This is a genomic window from Komagataeibacter nataicola, assembly GCF_003207795.1.
In the GTDB taxonomy this organism is placed as follows: Bacteria; Pseudomonadota; Alphaproteobacteria; order Acetobacterales; family Acetobacteraceae; genus Komagataeibacter; species Komagataeibacter nataicola.
Window position 1 is genome coordinate 162,824 of record NZ_NIRT01000001.1, and the last position, 24,758, is coordinate 187,581.

General features: G+C 64.9%; 18 protein-coding genes and 1 pseudogene. 8 read left to right on the forward strand and 11 right to left on the reverse strand.

All coding sequences use genetic code 11. The features are described 5' to 3' along the window. Positions 1-66: 66 nt before the first annotated feature. The 4 genes from CDI09_RS00800 to CDI09_RS00820 form a co-directional block, all read right to left on the reverse strand. Positions 67-669, reverse strand: coding sequence for a GNAT family N-acetyltransferase (locus CDI09_RS00800; protein ID WP_078524514.1), 603 nt, complete (start codon positions 667-669; stop codon positions 67-69). Beyond that, on the reverse strand, positions 659-2,638 hold the full coding sequence (rpoD, locus tag CDI09_RS00805) for an RNA polymerase sigma factor RpoD (protein WP_110571143.1): 1,980 nt from the start codon (positions 2,636-2,638) through the stop codon (positions 659-661). Before rpoD ends, CDI09_RS00800 begins: the two co-directional genes overlap by 11 nt. 220 nt (positions 2,639-2,858) lie before the next feature. Beyond that, entirely contained in the window at positions 2,859-4,652 is a 1,794-nt protein-coding gene (gene dnaG / locus CDI09_RS00815; protein ID WP_078524517.1) for a DNA primase, read from the reverse strand. Between the two features lie 22 nt (positions 4,653-4,674). Further along, positions 4,675-5,133, reverse strand: coding sequence for a GatB/YqeY domain-containing protein (locus CDI09_RS00820; protein WP_078524518.1), 459 nt, complete (start codon positions 5,131-5,133; stop codon positions 4,675-4,677). A gap of 153 nt (positions 5,134-5,286) precedes the next feature. On the opposite strand from CDI09_RS00820, the gene carA reads away from it, so the two are divergent. From carA to CDI09_RS00840, 4 genes are all read left to right on the forward strand, one after another. Next, entirely contained in the window at positions 5,287-6,684 is a 1,398-nt protein-coding gene (gene carA, locus CDI09_RS00825; RefSeq protein WP_078524519.1) for a glutamine-hydrolyzing carbamoyl-phosphate synthase small subunit, read from the forward strand. A gap of 13 nt (positions 6,685-6,697) precedes the next feature. Beyond that, entirely contained in the window at positions 6,698-9,952 is a 3,255-nt protein-coding gene (gene carB / locus CDI09_RS00830) for a carbamoyl-phosphate synthase large subunit (protein WP_078524520.1), read from the forward strand. Between the two features lie 134 nt (positions 9,953-10,086). Continuing rightward, the gene (gene greA, locus CDI09_RS00835) at positions 10,087-10,560 is read left to right on the forward strand and encodes a transcription elongation factor GreA (protein ID WP_078524521.1); all 474 of its coding nucleotides are present in this window, start codon (positions 10,087-10,089) and stop codon (positions 10,558-10,560) included. Positions 10,561-10,570: 10 nt separating this feature from the next. Continuing rightward, positions 10,571-11,767 (forward strand): threonine ammonia-lyase, encoded by a 1,197-nt coding sequence (locus CDI09_RS00840; protein ID WP_078524522.1) that lies wholly within the window; start codon positions 10,571-10,573, stop codon positions 11,765-11,767. A gap of 179 nt (positions 11,768-11,946) precedes the next feature. Here the strand turns inward: CDI09_RS00840 and upp are convergent, their stop codons facing one another. Continuing rightward, the gene (gene upp, locus CDI09_RS00845; RefSeq protein WP_078524523.1) at positions 11,947-12,600 is read right to left on the reverse strand and encodes a uracil phosphoribosyltransferase; all 654 of its coding nucleotides are present in this window, start codon (positions 12,598-12,600) and stop codon (positions 11,947-11,949) included. 119 nt (positions 12,601-12,719) lie between these two features. Then, entirely contained in the window at positions 12,720-13,121 is a 402-nt protein-coding gene (msrB, locus tag CDI09_RS00850; RefSeq protein WP_078524524.1) for a peptide-methionine (R)-S-oxide reductase MsrB, read from the reverse strand. A 92-nt stretch (positions 13,122-13,213) separates the two neighbouring features. Here msrB and gpmI point away from each other — a divergent pair, with 92 nt between their 5' ends. The 4 genes from gpmI (at position 13,214) to CDI09_RS00870 (ending at position 18,409) form a co-directional block, all read left to right on the forward strand. Further along, positions 13,214-14,767 carry a 2,3-bisphosphoglycerate-independent phosphoglycerate mutase gene (gene gpmI, locus CDI09_RS00855; RefSeq protein WP_078524525.1) on the forward strand — a complete coding sequence of 518 codons (1,554 nt, stop codon included), beginning with the start codon at positions 13,214-13,216 and terminating at the stop codon, positions 14,765-14,767. 53 nt (positions 14,768-14,820) lie between these two features. Then, positions 14,821-16,131, forward strand: a complete 1,311-nt coding sequence (locus CDI09_RS00860; protein WP_078524526.1) for a murein hydrolase activator EnvC family protein — start codon at positions 14,821-14,823, stop codon at positions 16,129-16,131. A 147-nt stretch (positions 16,132-16,278) separates the two neighbouring features. Then, positions 16,279-17,883: a S41 family peptidase gene (locus CDI09_RS00865; protein WP_078524527.1), complete on the forward strand. Its 1,605-nt coding sequence runs from the start codon at positions 16,279-16,281 to the stop codon at positions 17,881-17,883. Between the two features lie 22 nt (positions 17,884-17,905). Continuing rightward, positions 17,906-18,409, forward strand: a complete 504-nt coding sequence (locus CDI09_RS00870) for an RNA pyrophosphohydrolase (RefSeq protein WP_078524528.1) — start codon at positions 17,906-17,908, stop codon at positions 18,407-18,409. On the opposite strand, the gene CDI09_RS00875 is transcribed toward CDI09_RS00870, so the two are convergent. The 5 genes and pseudogenes from CDI09_RS00875 to CDI09_RS00895 all read right to left on the reverse strand — a co-directional run bounded on the left by CDI09_RS00875 (position 18,391) and on the right by CDI09_RS00895 (position 24,756). Then, a complete protein-coding gene (locus CDI09_RS00875; protein ID WP_078524529.1) occupies positions 18,391-18,810 on the reverse strand; it encodes an NUDIX hydrolase in 420 nt (139 codons plus the stop codon). The genes CDI09_RS00870 and CDI09_RS00875 overlap by 19 nt on opposite strands. A gap of 112 nt (positions 18,811-18,922) precedes the next feature. Continuing rightward, a pseudogene (locus CDI09_RS00880) lies at positions 18,923-20,498 on the reverse strand (DHA2 family efflux MFS transporter permease subunit). After that, positions 20,495-21,583: an HlyD family secretion protein gene (locus CDI09_RS00885; protein WP_078524530.1), complete on the reverse strand. Its 1,089-nt coding sequence runs from the start codon at positions 21,581-21,583 to the stop codon at positions 20,495-20,497. Before CDI09_RS00885 ends, CDI09_RS00880 begins: the two are co-directional and overlap by 4 nt. A gap of 141 nt (positions 21,584-21,724) precedes the next feature. Further along, positions 21,725-23,494: an ABC transporter ATP-binding protein gene (locus tag CDI09_RS00890; protein ID WP_078524531.1), complete on the reverse strand. Its 1,770-nt coding sequence runs from the start codon at positions 23,492-23,494 to the stop codon at positions 21,725-21,727. Positions 23,495-23,568: 74 nt separating this feature from the next. Beyond that, on the reverse strand, positions 23,569-24,756 hold the full coding sequence (locus CDI09_RS00895; protein ID WP_205836690.1) for a CCA tRNA nucleotidyltransferase: 1,188 nt from the start codon (positions 24,754-24,756) through the stop codon (positions 23,569-23,571). Positions 24,757-24,758: the final 2 nt, after the last annotated feature.

The window sequence follows — 24,758 nt, forward strand, 5'->3', positions numbered from 1 at the left end:
GGAAATGGTAACGGTTTCGTGTTATAACAATATCTGAGATACTATTTTTATGCGTCTGACTGCATGTCAGGCCAGCCGCAGCCGCGCGGGCGGCACAAGGCCGAGCGCATGCGGAATGGTCCAGACCTCATGCAGGGTGCGCACCTTGCGAAACCCCGCCCGCAGGTAATTGGGCAGCGCACGCGGATGATCGGCCGTGCAGGTATTGACCCTGAGCGCCGCAGGCCGCAGCCCCCAGGCCCGTGCCACCATGTTATGCAGGAAGGCCTGCCCCACCCCGCGCCCGATCCATGCGGGCAGCAGGCCGAAATAGGCGATGTTCACGTCAGGCCCGTAGCGGCTGTCGAGTTCGCAGAAACCGGCAGGCTCGCTGCCATCATAGAGTACATGCACGGCAATGCCGGGGCCTGACAGCAGGCGGGCAAGCTCGGCATCGGGCATGACGCGGCGCAGCCACCAGCAGTAATCCTGCCCCACCGCATCATACAGGGCGCGGTACCACGCAACCCCTGGGCGGAAGGTCTGGCGGATGCTGTAGCCCGGCGGCAGCGCCGGAGGAATTCCGGGTGGCGGACGGTCCATGCACAGGAACGTCACATCCACCCCGATCCGTGTTCCACCCCCATCCGGCTCATCGCGGCTGGGGGTACATGGAACCTCAGTTATCATCAAGGAACGAGCGCAGCTTGCGGCTCCGGCTCGGGTGCTTGAGCTTGCGCAGCGCCTTGGCCTCGATCTGGCGGATACGCTCGCGGGTCACGTTGAACTGCTGGCCCACTTCCTCCAGCGTATGGTCGGTGTTCATGCCAATGCCAAAGCGCATGCGCAGCACGCGCTCCTCACGCGGTGTGAGCGAGGACAGCACCCGCGTCGTCGCCTCGCGCAGGTTGGTCTGGATCGCGGCATCAAGCGGAATGACGGCGGCCTTGTCCTCGATGAAGTCACCAAGGTGGCTGTCTTCCTCGTCACCGATCGGGGTTTCGAGCGAGATTGGCTCCTTGGCGATCTTGAGCACCTTGCGCACCTTCTCAAGCGGCATGCCCAGCTTCTCGGCCAGTTCCTCGGGCGCGGGCTCGCGCCCGATCTCGTGCAGCATCTGGCGCGAGGTGCGCACCAGCTTGTTGATCGTCTCGATCATGTGCACGGGAATACGGATGGTGCGCGCCTGATCGGCGATCGATCGGGTAATGGCCTGCCTGATCCACCACGTGGCGTAGGTGGAGAACTTGTAGCCACGGCGGTATTCAAATTTGTCCACCGCCTTCATCAGGCCGATATTGCCTTCCTGAATCAGGTCAAGGAACTGCAGGCCGCGATTGGTGTATTTCTTGGCGATCGAGATCACGAGGCGCAGGTTGGCCTCGATCATTTCCTTTTTGGCGCGCGCCGAATCCCGCTCCCCGCGCGAGACGGTGGCATAGACGCGGCGGAACTCGCCTACCGGCAGCCCGGTTTCCTGTGTCAGCTCGGCCACCTGGTTGCGCAGGCGGATCACCGTCTCGGCATGCTTGGCGAGAAAGTTCTTCCACGACTTGGCGGGCAGGGTTGCCACCATGTCCATCCAGCCCGGATCGAGTTCGCGGCCACGGTATTTGAGCAGGAAATCATCACGCGAGACGCGGGTGCTCTCGGCAAGGCGCAGCATGCGGCCTTCAAGCCCGTTGAGGCGCTGGAAGATTTCCTTGAGGTGCTCGACCAGCACCTCGATGCGGGCATTGTGCAGGTGAACCTGCTGCACCTTGCCCACCAGCTCCAGGCGCAGTTGCTCGTAGCGGGCTTCCTCATCGGCGGAGATTTCGCTGCCCGCGGTAAATTTTTCCAGCCGCTCGGCCTGCACCTTGTGCAGCGCCTCGTACAGCGCCTCGACTTCCTGAAACTGCTCGAGGATCTCGGGCTTGAGCTTTTCCTCCAGCGCGGAAAGCGACAGGCCCGCGCCTTCGCCCTCACCCTCGCCTTCGCTCTCGCTTTCCTCGGTCTCTTCGGCCTCGTTGCCCTCGTTTTCGGCAAAGGCGTCCTCGCCCTCGGCGGTCTCGGCCGGGTCGTTTCCGCCTGCCTGCATGGCCTCGAGGTCAACGATGTCGCGCAGCAGCATCTCACCGGCCTTGAGCCGCTCATGCCACGAAATGATGGCGCGGAAGGTCAGCGGGCTTTCACACAGGCCGCCGATCATCTCGTCACGGCCCGCCTCGATGCGCTTGGCGATGGCGATCTCGCCCTCACGCGACAGCAGCTCGACCGAGCCCATCTCGCGCAGGTACATGCGCACCGGGTCATCAGTGCGGCCAAGGCTTTCGGTATCGACGTTACCGGCGGCGGGTTCCTCGCTCTCGGTCTCTTCCTCGGCGGTGTCGTCGCTCTTGGTTTCAGCGGCGGGAGCAGCCTCGGTCTCGTCGTTATCCTCGTTCTCGACCACCTGCATGCCCATCTCGGACAGGGCGGCCATCACGTCCTCGATCTGCTCGGAGGACATCTGGTCCTGCGGCAGGACGGCGTTGAGTTCGTCGAACGTGATGTAGCCGCGTTCCTTGCCGCGCGCGATCAGCTTCTTTACGGCGCCGGACCGGGTGTCCAGCAGGGTTGTATCGTTGTCCTGATCCCCTGAAGCCGTGTCCGTACCCGTGGCTGTCTTTGTCGCCATGCCCGATCTATCCCTACCCAGCAAATCCGTTTACACGCGTGCGCCCAAACCAGCCCGCGCACAGGGGCCGCGCCCTTGTTCCCGCCCCCTTCATGCTCCGGGACAGGATACGGCCAATCATACCGTTTTCATCTGCATTTGTCTGGTGCAGGTGGTCGATAACATGGTCGAAGTCAAGGGCACGCACGCCCCATTTCATTCAATCGGCCCATTTTCCGCCTCATTCCTCCTCCTCCTCGTCGCCACGGCGCAGGGCGTCGAGCGCCAGCAGGCGGGTGCGCAGGCTGTCCCATTCCGCCTCATCGGGCGTGCCTGCGCACAGGCGCTCGGTATCGGCGCGCAGTTCGGCGGCGAAGCGCTCCACGTCGAGCAGTGCGTAAAAATGCCACCACTCCTGCACGGGGTCGGTATCGAACAGGTCGGCATCCGCCGCCTGGCCGCGCCGCCCGCGTGTGGCGGCCACGCGCTGGCGCACATCGGCAAGGCCCGCGGCGGCCAGCCGGGCTGCAAGTTCATCCGTATCGGGCAGTTCGCCATTGCGGTCATACAGGTCGAGCAGCTCCTCGCGCAGGGCCGCGAGGTCGGGCGGCAGTTCGAGGCTGCAATAGGCGTCCTGCACCGCGTCGAGCACGCGGGGCTGTTCAAGCAGGATGGCGCTGAGAATGCACTGGCGCTGCAGGTCGGCAGCCATGGGGGCGACCGGCGCAGTGGCCACGGGCACCCTTTTTGCCCCCCCGCGCCCATCGCGGCGAAAGGTCTGGAAAAAGCTGTCGAGCAGGGTCGAGCGGTATTCGGCGGCCAGCGTCTTGTCGGGTATGAGGGCCGCCACCGCCACGAGCCTGCGCCGCAGGGCCGCGCGCTGTTCGGGGCCGGGGTCGCGTACGCCCTCGCTCATCAGCCCGAACAATACCTGCCCCATCGGGCGCGCACCCTCGATCATGGCGGCCATGGCGGCACTGCCATGACGGCGCACGAGGCTGTCGGGGTCCTCGCCCTCGGGCAGGGTGCAAAAGCGCAGGGTGCGCTCGATATTGAGCAGCGGCAGGGCGGTTTCCGCCGCCTTCACCGCCGCGCGCTGGCCTGCGCCATCGCCATCGAAGCACAGTACGGGTGCCGGAGCGACCTGCCACAGCGCCTCGAGCTGCTCGGCGGTGAGCGCCGTGCCCAGCGGGGCGACAGCCCCAGCAAAGCCTGCCTGATGCAGCGCGATCACATCCATGTAGCCTTCAACCACCAGCAGCTCGGCCCCGGCTCCGCTGCCGCGCACGCCCTCGCGCGCGCGGTCGAGGCCGAAGAGCACCCGGCGCTTGGAGAAAATCGCGGTCTCCGGCCCGTTGAGGTATTTGGGCTGGCCATCGCCCAGAATGCGCCCGCCAAACGAGACCAGCCGCCCGCGCCGGTCGCGGATGGGAAAGGTCACGCGGTTGAAGAACAGTTCACGCTGGGGGGCGCCACTTTCATCGGCGCGCATGACCCCCGCATCACGCAGCATGGCGGGTGTTATGTCGAGTTTGGCCATTTCGGCCACCAGATCCCCCCGCCCCGCACCCGACCAGCCCAGACCGAAGGCGGCGATGGTCTCATCCGTCAGGCCACGACCCTGCAGGTAGGCCAGCCCCTCGCGCCCTTCCGGCTCATACAGCCTGCGCCGCCATGACTGCTGCACGGCCTCGAGCACATCGCCAAGGCTGCGGGCCTGCTCGGCGCGCTCGCGCTGCACCGGGTCGGGCTTTGGCATGTCCATGCCGGCCGCCGTGGCCAGTTCCTCCACCGCCTCGGGGAAGGAACGGCCCTCGCTCTGCATGACAAATGTAATGACATCGCCATGCGCCTGGCAGCCAAAGCAGTGGTAGTGGTCATCATACACATAGAACGATGGCGTCTTTTCCCCATGGAAGGGGCAGCATGCCTTCCAGTTTTTTCCCGAGCGCACCAGTTTGGTGCGCCGCCCGATCACGGGGGCGATGGGCGTGCGGGCACGCAGTTCATCGAGGAATGCGGGGTCAAGCGCCATCGTTATACGGACTCCGGCGCGATCAGGCCGAAAGCCGCGCACGCACCACGGCGGATGCGCTGGCCGGGTTCAGCGCCGCGCCAAACTGCTCCCTGAGGGCCGCCATGACCTTGCCCATGTCCTTCATGGAGGTGGCATCGGTGCGCTCGATGGCTTCGCGCACGGCGGCCTCGATGGTGGCGTCATCCAGATCGGGGGGCAGGTAGTCGCGGATGATCGCGATCTCGGCCTCTTCCTTTCCGGCCAGTTCGGGGCGGCCGCCCTTGAGGTACATCGCCGCCGATTCCGTGCGGGACTTGATCATGCCGCGCAGCATGGAAATCACGGCCTCATCGCTCACCTGGTCCTCGCCCCTGGCGCGGCCTGCGATATCGACATCCTTCAGCTTTGCCGTAATCATGCGGATGGTGCCGACCTTTTCGCTCTGGCCAGCCTTCATGGCGGTTTTCAGGTCATCCATGAAACGTGCGCGCAGGGACATGCTGTCAACTCCTCTGCCCGGCGGGAGGGCACGATGCCCCCCTTGCATGCCGGGAATAATTTTCCCAATGTCTCGGTGTAAGGATATGTGGGAATTTTCTTCCCAATTACCAGAGACGCTGTTAGGCAATACTCCCGGAAGGGACATCATCCAATGCCGATGACGATAGAAAGTATTATCGAACGCCTTGGCGGGGCCGAACAGGCCGCGAAGCTGGCAGGCGTCAGCACCGAGGCCATTCGCAAATGGCGGCAGGCCCGCGCCATTCCGCCCAAGCACTGGACCACCGTGCTGCGCGCCACCGGCCTGTCACTGTCCGACCTGCAACCCGATACAGAATCCGACCGACCGGAGCCCCCGATGAGCACGTCAAACCCGATCGCACCGGCCGAGAGGCCCAAAGCTGCGACAGCCGCCCTGATCCTGGCCGATGGCACCATCCTGTGGGGGCGCGGATTCGGCGCGTACAGCACGGAGCGCGCGCTGGGCGAGATCTGCTTTTCCACCGGCATGACCGGCTACCAGGAAACGCTGACCGACCCCTCCTTCGCGGGGCAGATCATCACGTTTACCTTCCCCCATATCGGCAATACCGGCACCACGCCGGAGGATGATGAGGCCACCACCATCAACGCCCGCGCGCTGGTGGTGAAGGAAGACCTGACCGCGCCCGCCAACTGGCGCGCGACCGAATCGCTCGATGCATGGCTCAGGGCGCAGAACGTGCCGGGCATCTGTGGCATCGACACCCGCGCCATCACGCGGCGCATCCGCGAAGGCGGCCCGCAGACGGCCATCGTGGCCTACCCGGCGGACGGCAAATTCGACCTCCCCGCCCTGCTCGCCAAGGCCCGCGCCTGGCCGGGGCTGGAAGGCATGGATCTTGCGCGTGAAGTGACCTGCGCCAAACCTTACGGCTGGAGCGAAGGCGTGTGGCAGTGGCCGCATGGCACCGAAGCGCTGCCTGCAAAGCGCCGCAAGGTGGTGGCTGTTGATTATGGGGCCAAGCGCAACATCCTGCGCTGCCTGGCCTCGGCTGGCTGTGACGTGACCGTGGTGCCCGCCACCACGACCGCCGAGGAAATCCTGGCACTCGACCCCGCGGGCGTGTTCCTGTCAAACGGGCCGGGCGACCCGGCGGCGACCGCCACCTATGCCGTGCCCGCCATCAAAGGCGTGCTCGAAGCGGGCAAGCCGGTCTTTGGCATCTGCCTCGGCCACCAGCTTCTGGCCCTGGCGCTGGGTGCGAAAACCTACAAGCTGGCGCGTGGCCACCGTGGGGCGAACCAGCCGGTCAAGGATCTTGAAACCGGCAAGGTGGAAATCACCAGCCAGAACCACGGCTTCGCGGTGGATGACAAATCCCTGCCAACTGACGTGCGCGCCACCCATACCAGCCTGTTTGACGGCTCGAACGAGGGTATCGCCACCAGCCGCTACCCGGCGTTTTCGGTGCAGTACCACCCCGAGGCCAGCCCCGGCCCGTCAGACAGCCACTACCTGTTCCGCCGTTTTGTCGATCTGATCGACACCACAACCAAGACCGCGTGAAAGCCGACCCGACATGCCCAAACGGACAGACATCAGCTCCATCCTGATTATTGGCGCCGGCCCGATCGTAATCGGCCAGGCGTGTGAATTCGACTATTCCGGCGCGCAGGCGTGCAAGGCCCTGAAGGAAGAGGGCTACCGCGTCATTCTGGTCAACTCCAACCCCGCCACGATCATGACCGATCCGGGGCTGGCGGATGCGACCTATATCGAGCCGATCACCCCGGAATTCGTCGAGCGGATCATATTGCGTGAAAAGCCCGATGCAGTGCTGCCCACCATGGGCGGGCAGACGGCGCTCAACACGGCCATGGCGCTCGACAAGTCGGGCTTCCTCAAGAAGCACAATGTCGAGCTGATCGGCGCCAACGCCGAGGTGATCGACCGCGCCGAGGACCGCCAGAAATTCCGCGAGGCGATGGACGAGATCGGCATCGAGAGCCCGCGCAGCCTGATCGCCCATTCGCTTGATGAAGCACGCGCAGCCCTTGCCACCGTGGGCCTGCCTTCGGTCATCCGCCCCTCGTTCACCATGGGCGGCTCGGGCGGCGGCATTGCCTATAACAAGGAGGAGTTCGACCGCATCGTCACCTCCGGGCTTGATGCCTCCCCCACCACGGAAGTCCTGATCGAGGAATCCGTGCTGGGCTGGAAGGAGTATGAGATGGAGGTCGTGCGTGACACGGCTGACAACTGCATCATCATCTGCTCCATCGAGAACATCGACCCGATGGGCGTGCATACCGGTGATTCCATCACCGTCGCCCCGGCCCTGACCCTGACCGACAAGGAATACCAGCGCCTGCGTGACATGTCGCTGGCCTGCCTGCGCAAGATCGGGGTGGAAACCGGTGGCTCGAACGTGCAGTTCGGCATCAACCCGGTCGATGGCCGCGTCGTGGTGATCGAGATGAACCCGCGCGTGTCGCGGTCCTCCGCACTGGCGTCGAAGGCCACGGGCTTCCCCATTGCCAAGATCGCGGCCAAGCTGGCGGTGGGCTACACGCTTGATGAACTGACCAACGACATTACCGGCAGCACGCCGGCCTCGTTCGAGCCGACGATCGACTACGTGGTGGTCAAGATCCCGCGCTTTACGTTCGAGAAGTTCCCCGGCACGCCTGCGCTGCTTTCCACCAGCATGAAATCGGTTGGCGAGGCGATGGCCATTGGCCGCTCCTTCCCCGAGGCGATGCAGAAGGGCCTGCGCTCGATGGAAATCGGGCTGGCGGGTCTGGACCCGGTCGAGGCACCGGGCGATGGCGGGCCGGATGCCTTCCGCGCCGCCCTGTCGCAGCCGCGCCCCGAGCGCATCCTCATGGCAGCCCAGGCCCTGCGCGCGGGGCTGAGCGTGGAAGACATTCACGATGCCTGCCGCTTCGAGCCTTGGTTCCTGCGCGAGCTGGCCAAGATCGTGGCCGCCGAGCATGCGGTGGTGCGTGATGGCCTGCCCGAGGATGCCGACAGCCTGCGCGCGCTCAAGGCCATGGGCTTCTCCGACATCCAGCTTGCCCGCCTGTCAGGCACGCAGGCCGAGGAGATTGCGAAGCTGCGCGAAGGCCGTGGCGTGACCCCGGTGTACAAGCGTATCGACACCTGCGCCGGTGAGTTCGCATCCCCCACGCCCTACATGTATTCCACCTATGAGGGCGGATACGGCGTGCCGGAATGCGAAAGCCGGCCGACGGACCGCAAGAAGATCGTCATCCTGGGTGGTGGCCCGAACCGCATCGGCCAGGGCATCGAGTTCGACTACTGCTGCGTCCATGCCGCCTACGCCCTGCGCGAGGCCGGTTTCGAGACAATCATGGTCAACTGCAACCCCGAGACCGTCTCGACCGACTATGACACGTCGGACCGCCTGTATTTCGAACCGCTGACCGCCGAGGACGTGATTGCCCTGATCCGCCGCGAGCAGGAGAACGGCAAGGTTCTGGGCTGCATCGTGCAGTATGGCGGCCAGACCCCGCTCAAGCTGTCGCGCGCGCTCGAGGCCGCGGGCATTCCGCTGCTCGGCACCCCGGCTGATGCGATCGACCGCGCGGAGGACCGCGAGCGCTTCCAGGCCATGCTGCACAGGCTCGGCCTGCGCCAGCCCGCCAACGGCATTGCCCGCAGCCCGGCGGAAGCCGAGGCCGTGGCCGAGAAGATCGGCTATCCGGTCGTGGTCCGCCCGTCCTACGTGCTGGGCGGGCGCGCAATGGAGATCGTGCATGACCGCGCCAGCCTGCAGCGCTACATGCGCGTGGCCCTGCAGCTTGCGGGTGCGGAAGTGGCCAACGGCCCGGTGCTAATCGACCATTACCTCAATGACGCGATCGAGGCGGACGTGGACTGCATTGCCGATGGCAGGGAAGTCTATGTGGCCGGTGTGATGGAACACATCGAGGAGGCGGGCATCCATTCGGGTGACAGCGCCTGCTCGTTGCCGCCCTACACGCTCTCGCCCGCCATCGTGACCGAGCTCAAGGCCCAGACCGAAGCCATGGCGCGTGAACTGGGCATTGTGGGCCTGATGAACGTGCAGTATGCGATCAAGGGGCAGGAGATCTTCGTGCTCGAAGTCAATCCCCGCGCCTCGCGCACCGTGCCCTTCGTGGCCAAGGCGACCGGCGTGCCAGTAGCCAAGATCGGCGCGCGTGTCATGGCCGGTGCGAAGCTGGCCGAGTTCCGACTTGATGACCGGGCCGTCGCCCCGCATGTGGCGGTAAAAGAAGCAGTGTTCCCCTTCAACCGCTTCCCCGACGTGGATACGATCCTCGGCCCCGAGATGCGCTCGACGGGTGAGGTCATGGGGCTTGATGCCTCGTTCGAACGGGCCTTCGCCAAGTCGCAGCTTGCAGCGGGCGTGAAGCTGCCGCTTTCGGGCACGGTATTCCTGTCGGTGCGCGACAGCGACAAGGCCGCCGTCAAGTCGATTGGCCGCCTGCTTGTCGAGATGGGCTTCAAGGTCGTGGCAACCCGCGGCACCGCCAAATACCTGCGTGAAGCAGGCGTTGCGGTGGACGTGATCAACAAGGTGCTCGAAGGCCGCCCCAACTGTGTCGATGCCATCCGCTCGGGAGAGATCCAGATGGTCATCAACACAGCCCAGGGCGCGCAGGCGGTGAGCGACAGCTTCGACATCCGCCGCTCCGCACTCACCCACGGCATTCCGCACTACACCACCATTGCGGGAGCGCGGGCCGCGACGCATGCCATTTCGGCCATGCGCGAGGGGGTTCTTGAAGTCGCGCCGCTTCAATCCTATTTTAAGGGATCATTCTGAGCGCATCGCCACAACGCGGGTGGTCTGCCGGTCCCTGGGCTGGCAGGCTACCCGCGTTGTATTACTGGCGATATGCCCGGACACAGCAACCAACCGTCAGTTGCGGAAACTGACCTTCACCTCGGGGACAAACCTTGCAGAAATTTCCGATGACAGCCCCCGGGCTCGAACGGCTTGAAGACGAACTGCGCAAGCTCAAGAGTGAAGAACGCCCCGCGATCATACGCGCCATTGCCGAAGCGCGGAGCCATGGCGACCTTTCGGAAAACGCGGAATACCATGCCGCGCGTGAGCGCCAGTCCTTTACCGAAGGCCGCATTCAGGAACTGGAGGAAATCGTCTCCTCCGTCGAGGTGATCGACCCGGCCTCGCTCTCGGGCGATCAGGTCAAGTTCGGCGCGCGCGTGAAGCTGGTGGATGAGGAAACAGACAAGGAAGCCACCTACCAGATCGTGGGCGTGTACGAGGCCGACATCAAGCAGGGGCTTCTGTCCATTTCATCGCCACTGGCCAAGTCGCTGATTGGCAAGAGCGTGGGCGACAGCGTGTCCGTGCCCGCCCCCGGCGGCGACCGGACCTACGAAATCCTGGAAGTTACCTACGGCTAGGCCATAAACCGTGATCACGCTTGAAGATATCACCGCCGCCGCAAAGCGGATAAAGGGGCGCGTGCTGCACACGCCCACAATACCGTGCCAGACCCTCTCGCGCGCGACCGGCGCGGATATCGTGCTCAAGCTCGATAACCTGCAGGCGGTGGGCTCGTTCAAGGAGCGCGGGGCGGCCAACAAGCTCGCCCTGCTTACCCCGCGCGAGCGCGAGCGCGGCGTGATTACCGTCTCGGCAGGCAACCACGCGCAGGGTGTGGCCCGCCATGCCTCCCTGCTTGGCATTGATGCGGTGATTGTCATGCCGCGCTTCACGCCTGCCGCCAAGGTGACGCGCACCGCTGCGTGGGGGGCGACCGTAGTGCTGGAAGGCGACAACTTCGCCGAAGCCACGGCGCATGCCAACATGCTGTGCCAGCGCGAGGGGCGTGTGTTCGTGCACCCCTATGATGACCCCGAGGTCATGGCCGGACAGGGCACGTTTGCACTCGAACTGTTCGAGGATGCAGGCCCGCTGGACACCTTCGTCTGCCCCATTGGTGGCGGCGGCCTGCTTGCGGGCTGCGCCGTGGCCGGGCAGGCGCTCCAGCCGGGCATGGACATTACTGGCGTGCAGGTGGAAAACTTCTCCTCGCTTTCCGGTTTCCCCGGTGACGAGGTGATGCCGCCGGGTGGAGCGACCATTGCCGAGGGCATTGCGGTGCTGCAGATCGGCCGCCAGCCGCTCGAGGTCATTCGTGAACTCGTCTCCAGCGTGCTCGTCGTGCCGGAAAGTGCCATCGAGACCGCGATTACCATGCTGGCCGAAGGCGCCAAGCAGGTGAGCGAGGGCGCGGGCGCTACAGCCCTTGCCGCCGTGCTGACCTACCCCGAACTGTTCCGGGGCAAGCGTGTGGCGCTGCCGATCACGGGTGGCAATATCGACAGCCGCATCCTGGCCAATACCCTGCTGCGCTCGCTGCTGCGCGACGGGCGACTGTTGTGCCTGAAAATGGAAATACCCGACCGCCCCGGCGTGCTGGCTGACATCTCGCGCAAGATTGGCGAAGAGGGCGGCAACATCATCGAGGTCTCGCACCAGCGCCTGTTCACCACGCCAAGCGTGCAGGCCGCCGAGCTTGAGGTGATGATCGAGGCCCGCGACCCCGAACATGCCCGCGCACTCGAGGCGGAACTGGCCAAGACCTATATCGTACGGCGCGCCTGACGCGGGCGCTCAAAAACAGAGAATAAAAGTTTTGGGTGAAGCTTTTTTCAAAAAGCTTCGAAGAACGCCGCCTTTTTAAAAAAAAGGCGGCACCCAAAAACTTTTATCAATGAGTTGTTTTAAAACAGTTTCTTAAAATCGCAGACCTGCGGGGCAGCATATAGCCACCCCAGGGTGTTTTATTTCGTGCCGAACAGCCGGTCGCCGGCATCGCCAAGGCCGGGGCGGATATAGCCGTGCTCATCCAGCCCGCGATCAATGGCGCAGGTCACGATCCGCACATCGGGGTGTGCCCTGCGCAGGCAGGCCACGCCTTCGGGCGAGGCGAGCAGGCACACGAACACCATCCTGTTGCATCCGGCCTGCTTCAGCCGGTCAATGGCCGCCACGGCGCTGTGGCCCGTGGCCAGCATGGGGTCGACCACAAGGCAGATGCGGTTGCCAACATCATCGGGCAGCTTGAGGTAATATTCGACCGGCTCCAGCGTTTCGGGGTCGCGATACAGCCCGACATGGCCAATACGCGCGGAAGGCACAAGATCGAGCAGCCCGTCGAGAATGCCGTTGCCCGCGCGCAGGATGGACACAAGACACAGCTTCTTGCCCGCCAGCCGCCGGGCCTCCATGCGCTCCATGGGGGTGTCGATTTCCACCGGCTCAAGCGGCAGGTCGCGCATCGCCTCATAGCCGAGCAGCAGGCTGAGTTCACGCGCCAGCGTGCGAAACGCGCCGGTCGCAGTCTGGCGTTCGCGCATCAGCGTCAGCTTGTGCTGCACCAGCGGGTGATCGACAACAACAACACCCGCATCATGCGGGGTGGCAGGCTCGGTCATCTTGCTTCCTTCTAAAAAGTCATAAAAGTTTTTGGTGAAGCTCTTTTTTCAAGAAGCTTCAGAGAACACCGCCCTGAGGGGAAAAGAGGGCACCCAAAAACTTTTTTCTGGCGCCTGCTTCAGGCGGCACCGTCACGCGGCACGAATGTCAGGGCCAGCCCGTTCATGCAATAGCGCAGGCCCGTGGGCGGCGGCCCATCGGGAAACACATGGCCCAGATGCCCGTGGCACTGCGCGCAATGCACCTCCGTGCGGGTCATGCCGTGGCTGGTATCGGTGGTGGTGCCCACCGCGCCGGGTATGGCCTCAAAAAACGAAGGCCAGCCGCTGCCGCTTTCATATTTCGTGCCGGAATGGAACAGCGGCGTGCCACAGTCCGCGCAACGATATTCACCGGCACGCTTTTCGTTATTCAGCGGGCTGGAGCCGGGGCGCTCGGTGCCGTGTTCGCGCAATATGCGCAACTGCTCGGGGCTCAGGCAGCCGCATGATGCGCGCCCCTTGCTTGCGGGATCAGACATGGCTGCTTCCTTCCTTGGCTACAGAGGCATTTGACGCTGAACGCTTTTAGGGCATCATGCCACACAAAATAAAACAGGGAGAAAATAACCCCATGAACGACCATGAAACAGTGAACACTCCCCGCCCCGTCATGCTGGTGGTGCTTGATGGATTCGGCTGGCGCGAGGATGACGCCAATAACGCGGTCAGAGCCGCCCGTACCCCCGCTTTTGATAAATTATGGGCGACCGGCCCCCGCGCCTTCCTCAAGACCTGTGGCGAGGATGTTGGCCTGCCGGGCGGGCAGATGGGCAATTCCGAGGTCGGCCACCTCAATATCGGCGCGGGCCGCGTGGTCATGCAGGAACTGCCGCGCATCACTACCGGCCTGGCCGATGGCACGGTGGCAGGCAGCGAAGTGATGCGGGACTTTATCGCAGCCCTCAAAAAAACAGGCGGCACATGCCACCTCATGGGCCTCGTCTCGCCCGGGGGCGTGCATGCCCACCAGGACCATGCCGTGGCCCTCGCCCGCATCGTGCGCGCGGCGGGCGTGCCGGTGACCATGCACATCTTTACCGATGGGCGCGACACCGCCCCGCAATCCGGGCATGGCTATGTGTGCAAACTGCTCTCGGCCCTGCCCGAGGGCACACGCATCGGCACGGTGTCGGGCCGCTATTACGCCATGGACCGTGACCGCCGGTGGGACCGGGTGGAGAAGACCTACAACGCCATCGTGGCCGGTGAAGGCCCGCATGCGGGTGATGCGCTCGATGTGCTCGACAAGGCCTATGAGGCCGGCACCACCGATGAGTTCGTCATCCCCACCGTCATTGGCGAATATGGCGGCATGCGCGATGGCGACGGGGTGCTGAGCTTCAACTTCCGCGCCGACCGTATCCGACAATTGCTCGATGCGCTGCTCGAGCCGGATTTCGAGGGCTTTACGCGCACGAAAGTGATCAACTTCGCCGCCGTGACCGGCATGACCCGCTACAGCGACCGGCTGGCCGAACTGATTACCGTGCTCTTTCCCCCGCAATCCCTGCATGACCTGCTAGGCGACGTGGTGAGTGCCGCGGGGCTGAAGCAGCTACGCATGGCCGAGACGGAAAAATACCCGCATGTCACCTACTTCCTCAATGGCGGGCGTGAAGCACAGCTTGCGGGCGAGGACCGGATCATGGTGCCCTCCCCCAAGGTCGCGACCTATGACCTCCAGCCCGAAATGTCGGCCCCCGAACTGACCGACCGCGCGGTCGAGGCGATCGGCAGTGGCAAATACGACCTGATTGTGCTCAACTTCGCCAATGCCGACATGGTGGGCCATACCGGCGTGCTCGCCGCCGCCATCAAGGCGGTCGAGGCGGTCGATACCGGGCTGGGCCGCATTGCCAGAGCCATCGAACACGCAGGCGGCGCATTGCTGGTCACCGCCGATCACGGTAATGCGGAAACCATGTTCGACCCCGAAACCAACGGCCCCCACACCGCCCATACGCTCAACGTGGTGCCCGTGGTGCTTGCAGGTGGCCCACAGGGCATGGGGCTGCATGATGGCCGCCTGGCCGATCTGGCGCCCACGCTGCTGCAACTCATGCACCTGCCCCAGCCCGCCGCCATGAGTGGAAAGTCGCTGCTGGATGGGCCCACGCCATCCTGACACCACGCCTGCATTCCAGAGCCCGCTGGCCGGTCCGCCTGGCCAGCGGGTTCGTGTTTTTATGCGCAACACACGCACCTGCCGGGGCCGTACCGGCCCATGCGGGGGGCAGCACGCCCCATGCCCGCGCGGGCCATGCCACGCACGTAACGCCCCATGCCACCACGGCCAGCGAGCAGCGCATCCGCGAACAGCTTGAGGCCGCACGCACCGCGCATGAAAACCTGCTGGCGCGCGAGCAGCAGCAGGCCCACGACCTCGAGGCCCGCCGCAAGGAACAGCAGCAGGCCCGCGAACAGGCCCGCGCGGATGCCGAAAAAGCAGCCAGCCTGTCCGCCGCCACGGTAGACGCCACGGCCCGGCTGCAACACACCGAGCAGCAGGCCGCCGATCTCGATGACCGCATTGGCGACCTGCACGCCGAGCAGGCGGCCCTGCGCCAGCAGCTTGCCGCCCAGGTTGCCCGCCTCGCCCCCCTGCTGCCGCTGGCCGAGCGCCTGTCGCTCTACCCCGCCGACACATTGCTGGCCGTGCCCCTGCCCGCTGACCGCGCCGTGACCGGCCTGCTGGTGGTGCATGGCATGATGAGCGACATCGCCCGGCAGGCCCGCGCCATACACGACCGCCGCGCCCGGCTGCTGGCCCTTGATGATGAACTTGGCCGCCAGCAGCAGCAGATGCGCCAGGTGGTGACACAGCGCGAAACCCAGCGCGATGCGGTCAACCGCGCGGCCCGTGCCGCCCTTGAGGCCCAGCAGCGCTCGAATGCGGCAGCACAAAGCGCAACCCAGGCGGTGGAAGATGCCGCCCGCCGCGCCTCGAGCGTGCAGGACGCCATCACCCGCATCGAGGAAACCGAGGCACAGGCGGAGAAAAATCTGGAACAGGCCGCCCGCGCCGCCGAGCGCGCGCATAACATGCAGGCCGCCACCGCCGCACGGCGCCAGGCGCATGAAATGGCCGATGGCGCGGGTCCGGGCATCAGCACCACCAACGCCAGCGCGGGCGCACCCGTGGCGGGCACGGTGCTGACCGGCTGGGGTCACCCGACTGAAAGCGGCCCCGCCACCGGCATCACCTACGCGCCACCGTCACGCGCAAGCGTGCGCGCGCCATGCACGGGGCGCATTGATTTTGCCGGGCCGTTCCGTACCTATGGCCAGATGATGATCCTTGACTGTGGCAAGCATTACCGTTTTGTGCTGGCGGGACTGGGCGAGATCGCGGTGGCGGCTGGCCAGCAGGTCAGCCGCGGGGCCGCCGTGGGCCAGATGCCGCAATGGAACGGCGGCGGCTCAAGGCCCACCCTGTTCGTGCAGTTGCGCCATGGGGGGAGCACGGTCAATCCGGCGCCATACCTGTAATGGCGCGCAAGGCGGTTTTATCCCCGTGCAGGTTCGGTATATGCTACCGACCCGTGACGGATGGGCAAGACCACGTTACAACGCAACGCGAAGATTACGTGCAGGCCTGCCGGAGCATGGCGGCGGGCATCCAGGAGACAACGACGCATGAAATTCCGTAATGGCCTGCTGATCGGTTGCGCCTTTCTTGCAGGGATCGTGGCGGCCCCGCAGATTGCCCACTATTCAGCCAGCAGGTGGAGCGGCTTCGCCCCCATGGCCCATGCGGCGGATGCAGTCTCCAAGGATGACAATTCCCCTCAGGAAATCGAACAGCTCATGTTCTTGTTCGGTTACGTGCTGGAGAAGGTGAAGGCCAATTACGTCGAGCCGGTCTCGACGCGCGACCTCATCACCAACGCGCTCAACGGCATGCTGAGCGGGCTGGACCCGCATTCCTCCTACATGACCGAGAAGCAGTTCTCCGACCTGCAGGTCCAGACCAAGGGCTCCTTTGGCGGCCTCGGCCTTGAAGTGCAGGGCGAGGACGGGCACGTGCGCGTGGTCTCCCCCATTGATGACACCCCTGCCGCCCGCGCGGGCATCAAGCCCGGTGACTTCATCGTGGCGATCGATGGCAAGAACATCGATGGCCAGCCGCTCGATCAGGTCGTGACCCGCATGCGCGGCAAGCCCGATACGCGCATCACCCTGACCCTGATCCGTGAAAAGACGCCCAAACCCGTCATCGTCACCCTCACGCGCGCCATCATTCCGCTGCAGGTCATCAAGTCCGCGCTGTATGACAATGTCGGTTACATCCGAATCGCGCAGTTCAATGAGGAAACCCAGTCCGGCCTGATGGCGGCCTATAAAAAGCTGCAGGCCCAGACCCATAACAGGATGGCGGGCCTTATCATCGACCTGCGTTCCGACCCCGGCGGGCTGCTGACACAGGCGATCGATGTGGGCTCCGACTTCATCCGCAGTGGCGAGATCGTGTCCACCCGCGCCCGTCATGCGCAGGACAGCCAGCGCTGGGATGCACACAATGCCGACATTACCGGCGGCCTGCCCATCGTGGTGCTGATCAATGGCGGCTCGGCCTCGGCCAGTGAAATCGTGGCCGGTGCGCTGCAGGATCACCAGCGCGCCGTGCTGCTTGGCGAAAAGACCTTTGGCAAGGGCTCGGTGCAGACCATCCTGCCCATTCCTGGCGAGGGCGCGATCCGCCTGACCACGGCGCGCTACTACACGCCATCTGGCCGTTCCATCCAGGGGCTGGGCATCATCCCCGACATTCCCGTGCGCGAGGCGCATGATGATAGCGGCTACAGCATTCACGAAGCCGATCTTGCGCATATCATCAAGAACCGGGGCGGCAACACGGCCCAGGCGCCCACGCGCACCGATCTGCCCGCCATAGCCAAGACCATCCCGGCCCAGCCGCCTGCCAACTGGCCCGAATTTGACCCGACCAAGCCCTCGACTGACTTCCAGCTTCAGGAAGGGCTGCGGGTCGTGCGCTCCATGGCCGGGCTGCCCGTGCCGCCCGAGCCACCCGTAACCCGTGCCGACAAGGCGCCCGCCACCGCGCCTGCCGCTGCCACCCAAAAGGCCGCGCCGCCTGCTGCCACAACACCTGCGGCCCCCGCGACCACGCCGGATGCAGCGCCGCCCGCAACCCCTGCCCCTCCGCCCGCACCGGCGGAAAAGCAGGCCCCTGCGGCCCCGGCCACGCCTGCGGTTCCCGCAGAACCAGCTCACCCCTGATCGTGCCGGAAGGCCAGCCTTCATGACCAGTCAGACCACCCTGCCTTACCGCCCCAATGTGGGTGCGCTCGTGTTCAACCGGCATGGGCAGGTGCTTGTCGCCCGCCGTACCGACATGCCCGGCGCAGGCGGCCCGCCGGATGAAGGCGTGTGGCAATGCCCGCAGGGCGGCATTGATGAGGGCGAAACCCCGCAGGTTGCCGTATTGCGCGAACTGCATGAGGAAATCGGCACCAATGCCGCCGAAATCCTGGCCGCCTACCCCGAATGGCTCAGCTACGACCTGCCCGCTCACCTGATTGGCAAGGCGCTCGGCGGCCGCTACCGGGGGCAGACACAGCAATGGTTCGCCCTGCGCTTTACCGGGCAGGATGCCGACATACGGCTTGATGCCCACCAGCCCGCCGAATTCGATTTATGGAAATGGGTGACGCTCAAGCAGTTGCCCCACCTCAATGTTGGCATAAAAAAAGATATTTATGCCCGGCTAGCCGCTTATTTCGCGCCTTACGCCATTGCCAGCTGAGGCATGAGGCCCGCCCGGGCCAGGGCGGTCCACGTTTTGCCACTCAGCAGCGGGGCAAGGCAAAGGCCTGCGGCATCGGTAGCCGTAATCCAGCGCAGTTCGGCAATTTCAGCAGCAATAGCAGGCTTGCCTTCAAGCCGGCCGGTCCAGATGCGGGCCTGCACGGCATAACCCGGCTCATTGGCGGCAGGCGCTGAAAAATCGCCTGCCAGTTCCGCCCCCAATGTCAGGGCGCAGCCCAGTTCCTCATCGATTTCACGCACTAACGCCTGCTCCGGGCTTTCGTCTGCCTCGGGCTTGCCGCCGGGCAGCATGAAGGCCGTGGTGCCGCGCTTGCGCACGACCAGCAGGCGCTCGTGCTCGATAACTGCCGCACAGACAACCCGGATTATGCCTGTCATGGTTCTTCTCCTGCTTTAAACTGACAAAAATTTCTGGGTGCTGCCTTTTTTTTAAAAAGGCAGCGTTTTTTCGAAGCTTTTTGCAAAAAGCTTCACCAAAAACTTTTATATGTTACTTGTCCCCGCCCTTGAGCGGCGACATGAGAAAGCAGAATGGCACAACCAGCATGCACCCGATACCGAGGATCATGAAGACCTCGTTATAGGCAAGGATCGCGACCTGGCGCTGGAATTCCTTGTACAGCCGCCCCATCGCCACGTTATTGAGCGCGCCCTGCGCGTAGCCACGCGCCACGGCAACCGCCCGGCTCTGGGCCAGGTATTCGTTGAAGGGCTGATGGTAGGGCGTCATCCAGTGCACCATCTGGTTCTGGTGCGCCTGGCGCAGTTCCGTCACCATGGCTGTAGCCCCTGAAATGCTGAGCGAACCCAGCACGTTACGCGCCATGCTGAACAGCGCCGAGCCATCGGCATTCAGGCTGCGGGGCAAGGTGGCGTAGGTAATGGTCGAGATCGGCACGAACAGGAAGGCCATCGTGCCCGTCTGACTCATGCGGAACATGACCAGATGGCGGAAATCAAGATCAGGCACGAGCTGCGCCGACCAGATCATGGATACGCCCATCAGGAAAAAGCCCAGCGCGATGATGTAGCGCAGTTGCACATACTTCATTGCAATGCCCACCAGCGGGATGAGCACGATCACCACAATGCCACCGGGCGAGAGAATCAGCCCCGACAGTGTTGCGGTATAGCCCATGATCTGCTGCGAGAACTGCGGCACGATAATCGCGGATGAATAAAGCAGCGCGCCCACCGCCCCCATCAGCCCGGTGCCCACGGCGAAGTTGCGGTCCTTGAACACCCGCAGGTCCACCGCCGGGTTCTTGGCCCGCAACAGCCAGATGATGGCGCCCCCTATGCCGAGGAAAGCCAGGATGGCCATGGTGACGATAATGCGCGAGCCGAACCAGTCCTCATCCTCGCCACGGTCAACCGCTACTTCAAGGCAGCCAAAGCCGATGGTAATCAGCCCGATGCCCACGAAGTCGAGCGGCGCGTTCTGCTTGCGCGCCCATGGCGGGTCATCGACCATGATCGAGACCGCGATGGTGGCCAGAATGCCCACCGGCACGTTGATGAAGAACACCCACCGCCACGAATAGTTATCCGTAATCCACCCGCCCAGCGACGGGCCGAGCACGGGGGCCACCACGGTGGCGATCGCCGTCAGGCCAAAGGCCGCCGCGCGCTTGTCGGGCGGAAAGGTGTCCAGAATGATGGATTGCTGGTTGGGCTGGAGCCCACCGCCAAAAAAGCCCTGCATCAGCCGGAAAAAGATCAGCTCGGGCAGGCTCGTCGCAATGCCGCACAGGAACGACGAGAGCGAGAACATGGCAATGCAGATCAGGAAAATAGCGCTTGCGCCCGAACAGCTTGCCCAGCCAGCCCGATATGGTGAGCACGATGCCATTGGCCACCAGATAGGAGGTGAGCGTCCAGGTCGCGTCATCATAGGTCGAGGACAGGCTGCCCGCGATATGCGGCAGCGCCACGTTGACGATGGTGGTATCGAGAATTTCCATGAAGGCGGCCACCGTCACAACCACGGCGATCAGCCATGGGTTGTGCTTCGGTTTCCAGCCCGCGCCATCCGCCGGGGCCGCAGGCGCTGCCTGCGCGCTCATTCCGTATGGACCGTAGGCTCAACCGACAGCCCGATGGAAAGCGGCAGGTCGGCGCGCAGCCCCTCGTCAATCAGGATCTTGACCGGCACGCGCTGCACGATCTTCACGTAGTTGCCGGTGGCATTCTCGGGCGGGAAGGCGCTGAAGGTCGCCCCGGTGCCAAGCTGCAGCGAGTCAACATGACCCCTGAGCTTCAGGAACGGGTAGGCATCAATCGCGATATCCACCTTCTGGCCCGGGCGCATGTGGGTGAGCTGCGTTTCCTTGTAGTTGGCCACGACCCATACTTCCGGCTCCACCACGGACACGACCGTCTGGCCTGCCGTGACATAGGTGCCGCGCTCGATGTTGCGCTGCGAGATCCAGCCATCATGCGGGGCGCGGATGGTGGTCCATTCCACGTTCAGTTCCGCCTCGCGCAGCTTCGCCTCGGCCTGGTTCAGGGTGGCCTGCTGCTCGGTTACGCGGGCCTCGGTGCTGGCGATGTTGGGGATGACGGGCAGCGCAGTTTCAAGGTTGCCCTGCGCCTCGAGCACCTGCGCCCTGGCCGCGTTCAGCGCCGCCGTGGCGTAATCGATGTTCTGCTGCGATGTCGCCTCACGGGTTACGCCATGCTGGCGGCGGTAATCGGTCTCGGCCCTGAATTCCTGCGCCTGCGCCTGCTGCAACTGGCCCTGCGCCACCATGAGGTGACCGGGGAAGTTCTTTTTGGCCACTTCGCTCAGCAGGGTATAGTTCTGCACCTGCGCGCGCGCGATATCGACGGCGGCTGCCGCCTGGTCACGCTGGGCGCGCCAGTTGCGGTCATCGATACGGGCAATGACATCGCCCTGATGGACGAACTGGTTGTCATTGACCAGCAGTTCGGTCACGTAGCCGGACACATGGGGGGCCACCGCCACGGCGCGGCCTGCGGTGAAGGCGTCATCGGTTTCCACCTCGTTGCGGTGCAGGAACCAGTAGAGCGCACCCGCCACCACCACCACCACGACAAGACCGATCAGGATCAGCTTGCGGCGCGGCGATACTTCCTTTTTCTGCTTGTCCTGTCCGTCTTCAGGTGCCTTGCCTTCGTCCGCGGCCATCTGCTTCCCTCATCATCACTTGATTGCAGCCCCTGATCCTGTCATCGCACGTATTGACCGAACGGGTCGGTCAATCCATTGCACGAAGCTTGCCACACTTCAACCGCCAACCCCGGTTCAGATGCACATTCACCCGTGCCGTCAGAGCGTGAAGGCCTGATTGCGCACCATGCGGGCATACAGGCCATCGTGTTCCATCAGCGCATCATGCGTGCCGCATTCAACCGCCTGCCCGTGCGCGATCACCACCACCAGATCCGCCGAGCGCACGGTGGAAAGCCTGTGCGCCACCACAATGGTCGTGCGCCCGTGGCGCAGGTGGGTCAGGGCCTGCTGCACGATGGCCTCGCTCTCGCTATCAAGCGCGCTTGTCGCCTCATCAAGCAGCAGCACGCGCGGGTTGCGCAGCAGGGCGCGGGCCAGCGCCACGCGCTGCCGCTGGCCGCCCGAAAGGCGCTGCCCGCCGGGGCCGACCACCGTGGCATAGCCCTGCGGCAGGGCCTGAATGAACGTATCGGCCGCAGCGGCCCGGGCGGCTTCATGCACCTGCGCGTCAGTAGCCTGCGGGTTGCCCATGCGGATGTTGTCGATCACCGGCAGGTCGAACAAAAGCGTGTCCTGGCTGACATAGGCGATCGCATCGCGCAGTTCGGCCAGGATCAGGCGGCGCAGGTCCACGCCATCAAGCGTGATGCGCCCGCCGGTGACATCATGCAGGCGCGGAATGAGCGAAAGCGCTGTGGACTTGCCCGCCCCCGATGGGCCTACAAGGGCCACGGTCAGGCCGGGAGCGGCCGCAAAATCCAGCCCGTTCAGGCCCATGCGTCCATCGGGGTAGCGAAAGGCCACCTGCTCGAAGCGCAGGTCACCGCCCCCTGCGGGCAGCCCGATGGCATCGGGCGCCTGCGCCACGGCTACGGGCTCATCAATCACATCGAATACACGCTGCAGGCCGCCAAGCCCTTCCTGCAGGGCAATGTTGAGCGTGCCGAGTGAACGCAGCGGGCGGGCAGCGAGCAGCAGGGCGGCCACAAAGCCCGAAAAATCGCCCAGCGTGGCGCCCCCCTGCGTGGCCCGCCAGCCTGCAAAACCCAGCACGGCGGCCACGGCGATGCCACCAAGCACCTCAAGCATCGGGTCCACGCGCGCGCGCCCGCGCGCAATGCGCAGCAGGCGGTCATGCAGGGTGTCGAGCACGCGGGCGGCGCGGCCTTCCTCCTCGGCTTCAAGGCGATAGACGCGGATGGTGCGCGACTGGCCAAAACTTTCGGCCAGCATGGCGCTGGTCTCGCCAATCTGTTCATGCACGCCGCCGGATTCGCGCCGCAGCCGCCTGCCCAGACGGCGCACCGGCAGGGCGGCAATGGGGTAGAGCACGGCGGCAATCAGGCTGAGTTCCCAGTCCATGTAGAGCATGGAGGCAATCAGCCCCACCACGCTCACCGCATCGCCCAGCGAATTGGTGGCCCGGATCATGGCCTCGCGAATCGAGACGGCATCCGTGGTGAAGCGCGCTGCGATCTGGGCGGGGGCCTCGGTTTCGATGCGCGAGATGTCGGCATTGACCAGATGGTGGAACATGCGCCCCTGCAGGCCCCGGATGACCAGCAGCACCAGCGACTGCACCGCAATCGACTGCCCGTACTGCGAGATGGCCTTGGCCACCGTAATCACCACCACCAGAACGGGCACCTGGTACAGGATGCGCGGATCATGATCGGCAAACATGTCGAGCGCGCGCTGGATCACCAGCGGGTAGAGCGCGCTGAATATGGCCATGAGCGCCGTCAGCACCATGACGGTCATGATACGCAGCTTGTGGTGGGCCAGTTCATCGCGCCACAGCCGCCGCATGAGGCGACGTGACGACGCCTGTGCATCAGGCGCCGCCGCACGATCCGGCGCGGTCATTTTGATTGCGTTCATCAATCGGCCTATAGCCGCAAGCCCGCGTAAAACAAAGCGCTGCGACATGCGGTTACAAATTATGTCGCGCGGGCGGCACCTTCAGCCAGCACGGCGCGCAGGCGCGCAACACACGCGGCATGGTCCGGCGCGCAGCCCTCCTGCAGCCACCAGCGCCGCACCTGCCCCAGCACCTGCCCCACCACGGCACCGGGCGGGCAGCCAGCCCCCATCACATCCCCACCGTTAAGGGGAAAAACCGGCGGCTGCGTATGCGCAAGCTGGCGGCGCAGGGCGTCCCACCCGGCATCAGGCTGCCCCAGCGCGTCGGCCTGCCGCAGCCACGTCCGCCAGATCAGGTCACGCGCGGCATGGTCGGCCAGCAGGCGCAGCATGGCCGCCCCGCCAAGACCGGGAGAGGGCACCGGCCCGCCGCGCGCACGGGCCAGCGCGCCCCCCTCCGCGCGGGAGAGCTTCAGCCGCCGCGCAACCTCACGTTCATCGCCCGCCACCAGCGCGGCCAGCCGCAGCACCGGCTCATCCGGCGCGCCGCAGGCCAGCAGGCGTCCGAGGCGGGGAATGGCGCAGCCTTCGGGCAGGACATGGGCCAGCACGCCGCAGGCCTGCATCTGCACCAGGGTGCGCACCACCTCGGGGCCTGTCAGGATACGCCGCAGTTCCGACCAGATCCGCTCGACCGAGAGGCGGTCGATCAGGGCGGCAAGAGCCGTCATGGCGTCGATCGCCTGCGCGTCCGGCTGACCGCGGCCATAACGGGCCTGAAAGCGGAAGAAGCGCAGGATCCGCAGCGCATCCTCGGTAATGCGCAGGCGGGCATCGCCCACGAAACGCACCCTGCCCGCCGCCAGATCGGCCTGCCCGCCAAAATAATCATGCACCACGCCCGCGCTGTCACATGACATGGCGTTGATGGTGAAGTCACGCCTTGCCGCATCCTCGCGCCAGTCCTGCGTCCAGGCCACGGTGGCGTGGCGGCCATCGGTTTCCTCATCGCGCCGCAGGGTCGTGATCTCGAAGGGGCGGCGGTCGATGACGGCGGTGACCGTGCCATGCGCAAGCCCGGTGGGCACGACCTTTATGCCCGCCGCCTTCAGCATCGCCATCACCGCATCGGGGGGCGTGGGGCAGGCCAGGTCGATATCGGCGACCGCCTGCCCGCGCAGCAGGTCGCGCACCGCGCCGCCCACCAACCTTGCATCAGGGATGATGGCCCAGATCCGGCCAAGCTGTTCCAGCACATCGGGCATGC

Excerpts from the sequence above, each read along its gene's own strand:
- msrB (WP_078524524.1), bottom strand. The coding sequence starts at position 13,121 with ATGTCTGATCCCGCAAGCAAGGGGCGCGCATCATGCGGCTGCCTGAGC.
- CDI09_RS00875 (WP_078524529.1), bottom strand. The coding sequence starts at position 18,810 with ATGACAGGCATAATCCGGGTTGTCTGTGCGGCAGTTATCGAGCACGAG.
- CDI09_RS00865 (WP_078524527.1), top strand. The coding sequence starts at position 16,279 with ATGAAATTCCGTAATGGCCTGCTGATCGGTTGCGCCTTTCTTGCAGGG.
- CDI09_RS00895 (WP_205836690.1), bottom strand. The coding sequence starts at position 24,756 with ATGCCCGATGTGCTGGAACAGCTTGGCCGGATCTGGGCCATCATCCCT.
- dnaG (WP_078524517.1), bottom strand. The coding sequence starts at position 4,652 with ATGGCGCTTGACCCCGCATTCCTCGATGAACTGCGTGCCCGCACGCCC.
- CDI09_RS00885 (WP_078524530.1), bottom strand. The coding sequence starts at position 21,583 with ATGGCCGCGGACGAAGGCAAGGCACCTGAAGACGGACAGGACAAGCAG.
- CDI09_RS00820 (WP_078524518.1), bottom strand. The coding sequence starts at position 5,133 with ATGTCCCTGCGCGCACGTTTCATGGATGACCTGAAAACCGCCATGAAG.
- CDI09_RS00870 (WP_078524528.1), top strand. The coding sequence starts at position 17,906 with ATGACCAGTCAGACCACCCTGCCTTACCGCCCCAATGTGGGTGCGCTC.
- carB (WP_078524520.1), top strand. The coding sequence starts at position 6,698 with ATGCCCAAACGGACAGACATCAGCTCCATCCTGATTATTGGCGCCGGC.
- upp (WP_078524523.1), bottom strand. The coding sequence starts at position 12,600 with ATGACCGAGCCTGCCACCCCGCATGATGCGGGTGTTGTTGTTGTCGAT.
- gpmI (WP_078524525.1), top strand. The coding sequence starts at position 13,214 with ATGAACGACCATGAAACAGTGAACACTCCCCGCCCCGTCATGCTGGTG.
- CDI09_RS00800 (WP_078524514.1), bottom strand. The coding sequence starts at position 669 with ATGATAACTGAGGTTCCATGTACCCCCAGCCGCGATGAGCCGGATGGG.
- rpoD (WP_110571143.1), bottom strand. The coding sequence starts at position 2,638 with ATGGCGACAAAGACAGCCACGGGTACGGACACGGCTTCAGGGGATCAG.
- CDI09_RS00890 (WP_078524531.1), bottom strand. The coding sequence starts at position 23,494 with ATGACCGCGCCGGATCGTGCGGCGGCGCCTGATGCACAGGCGTCGTCA.
- carA (WP_078524519.1), top strand. The coding sequence starts at position 5,287 with ATGCCGATGACGATAGAAAGTATTATCGAACGCCTTGGCGGGGCCGAA.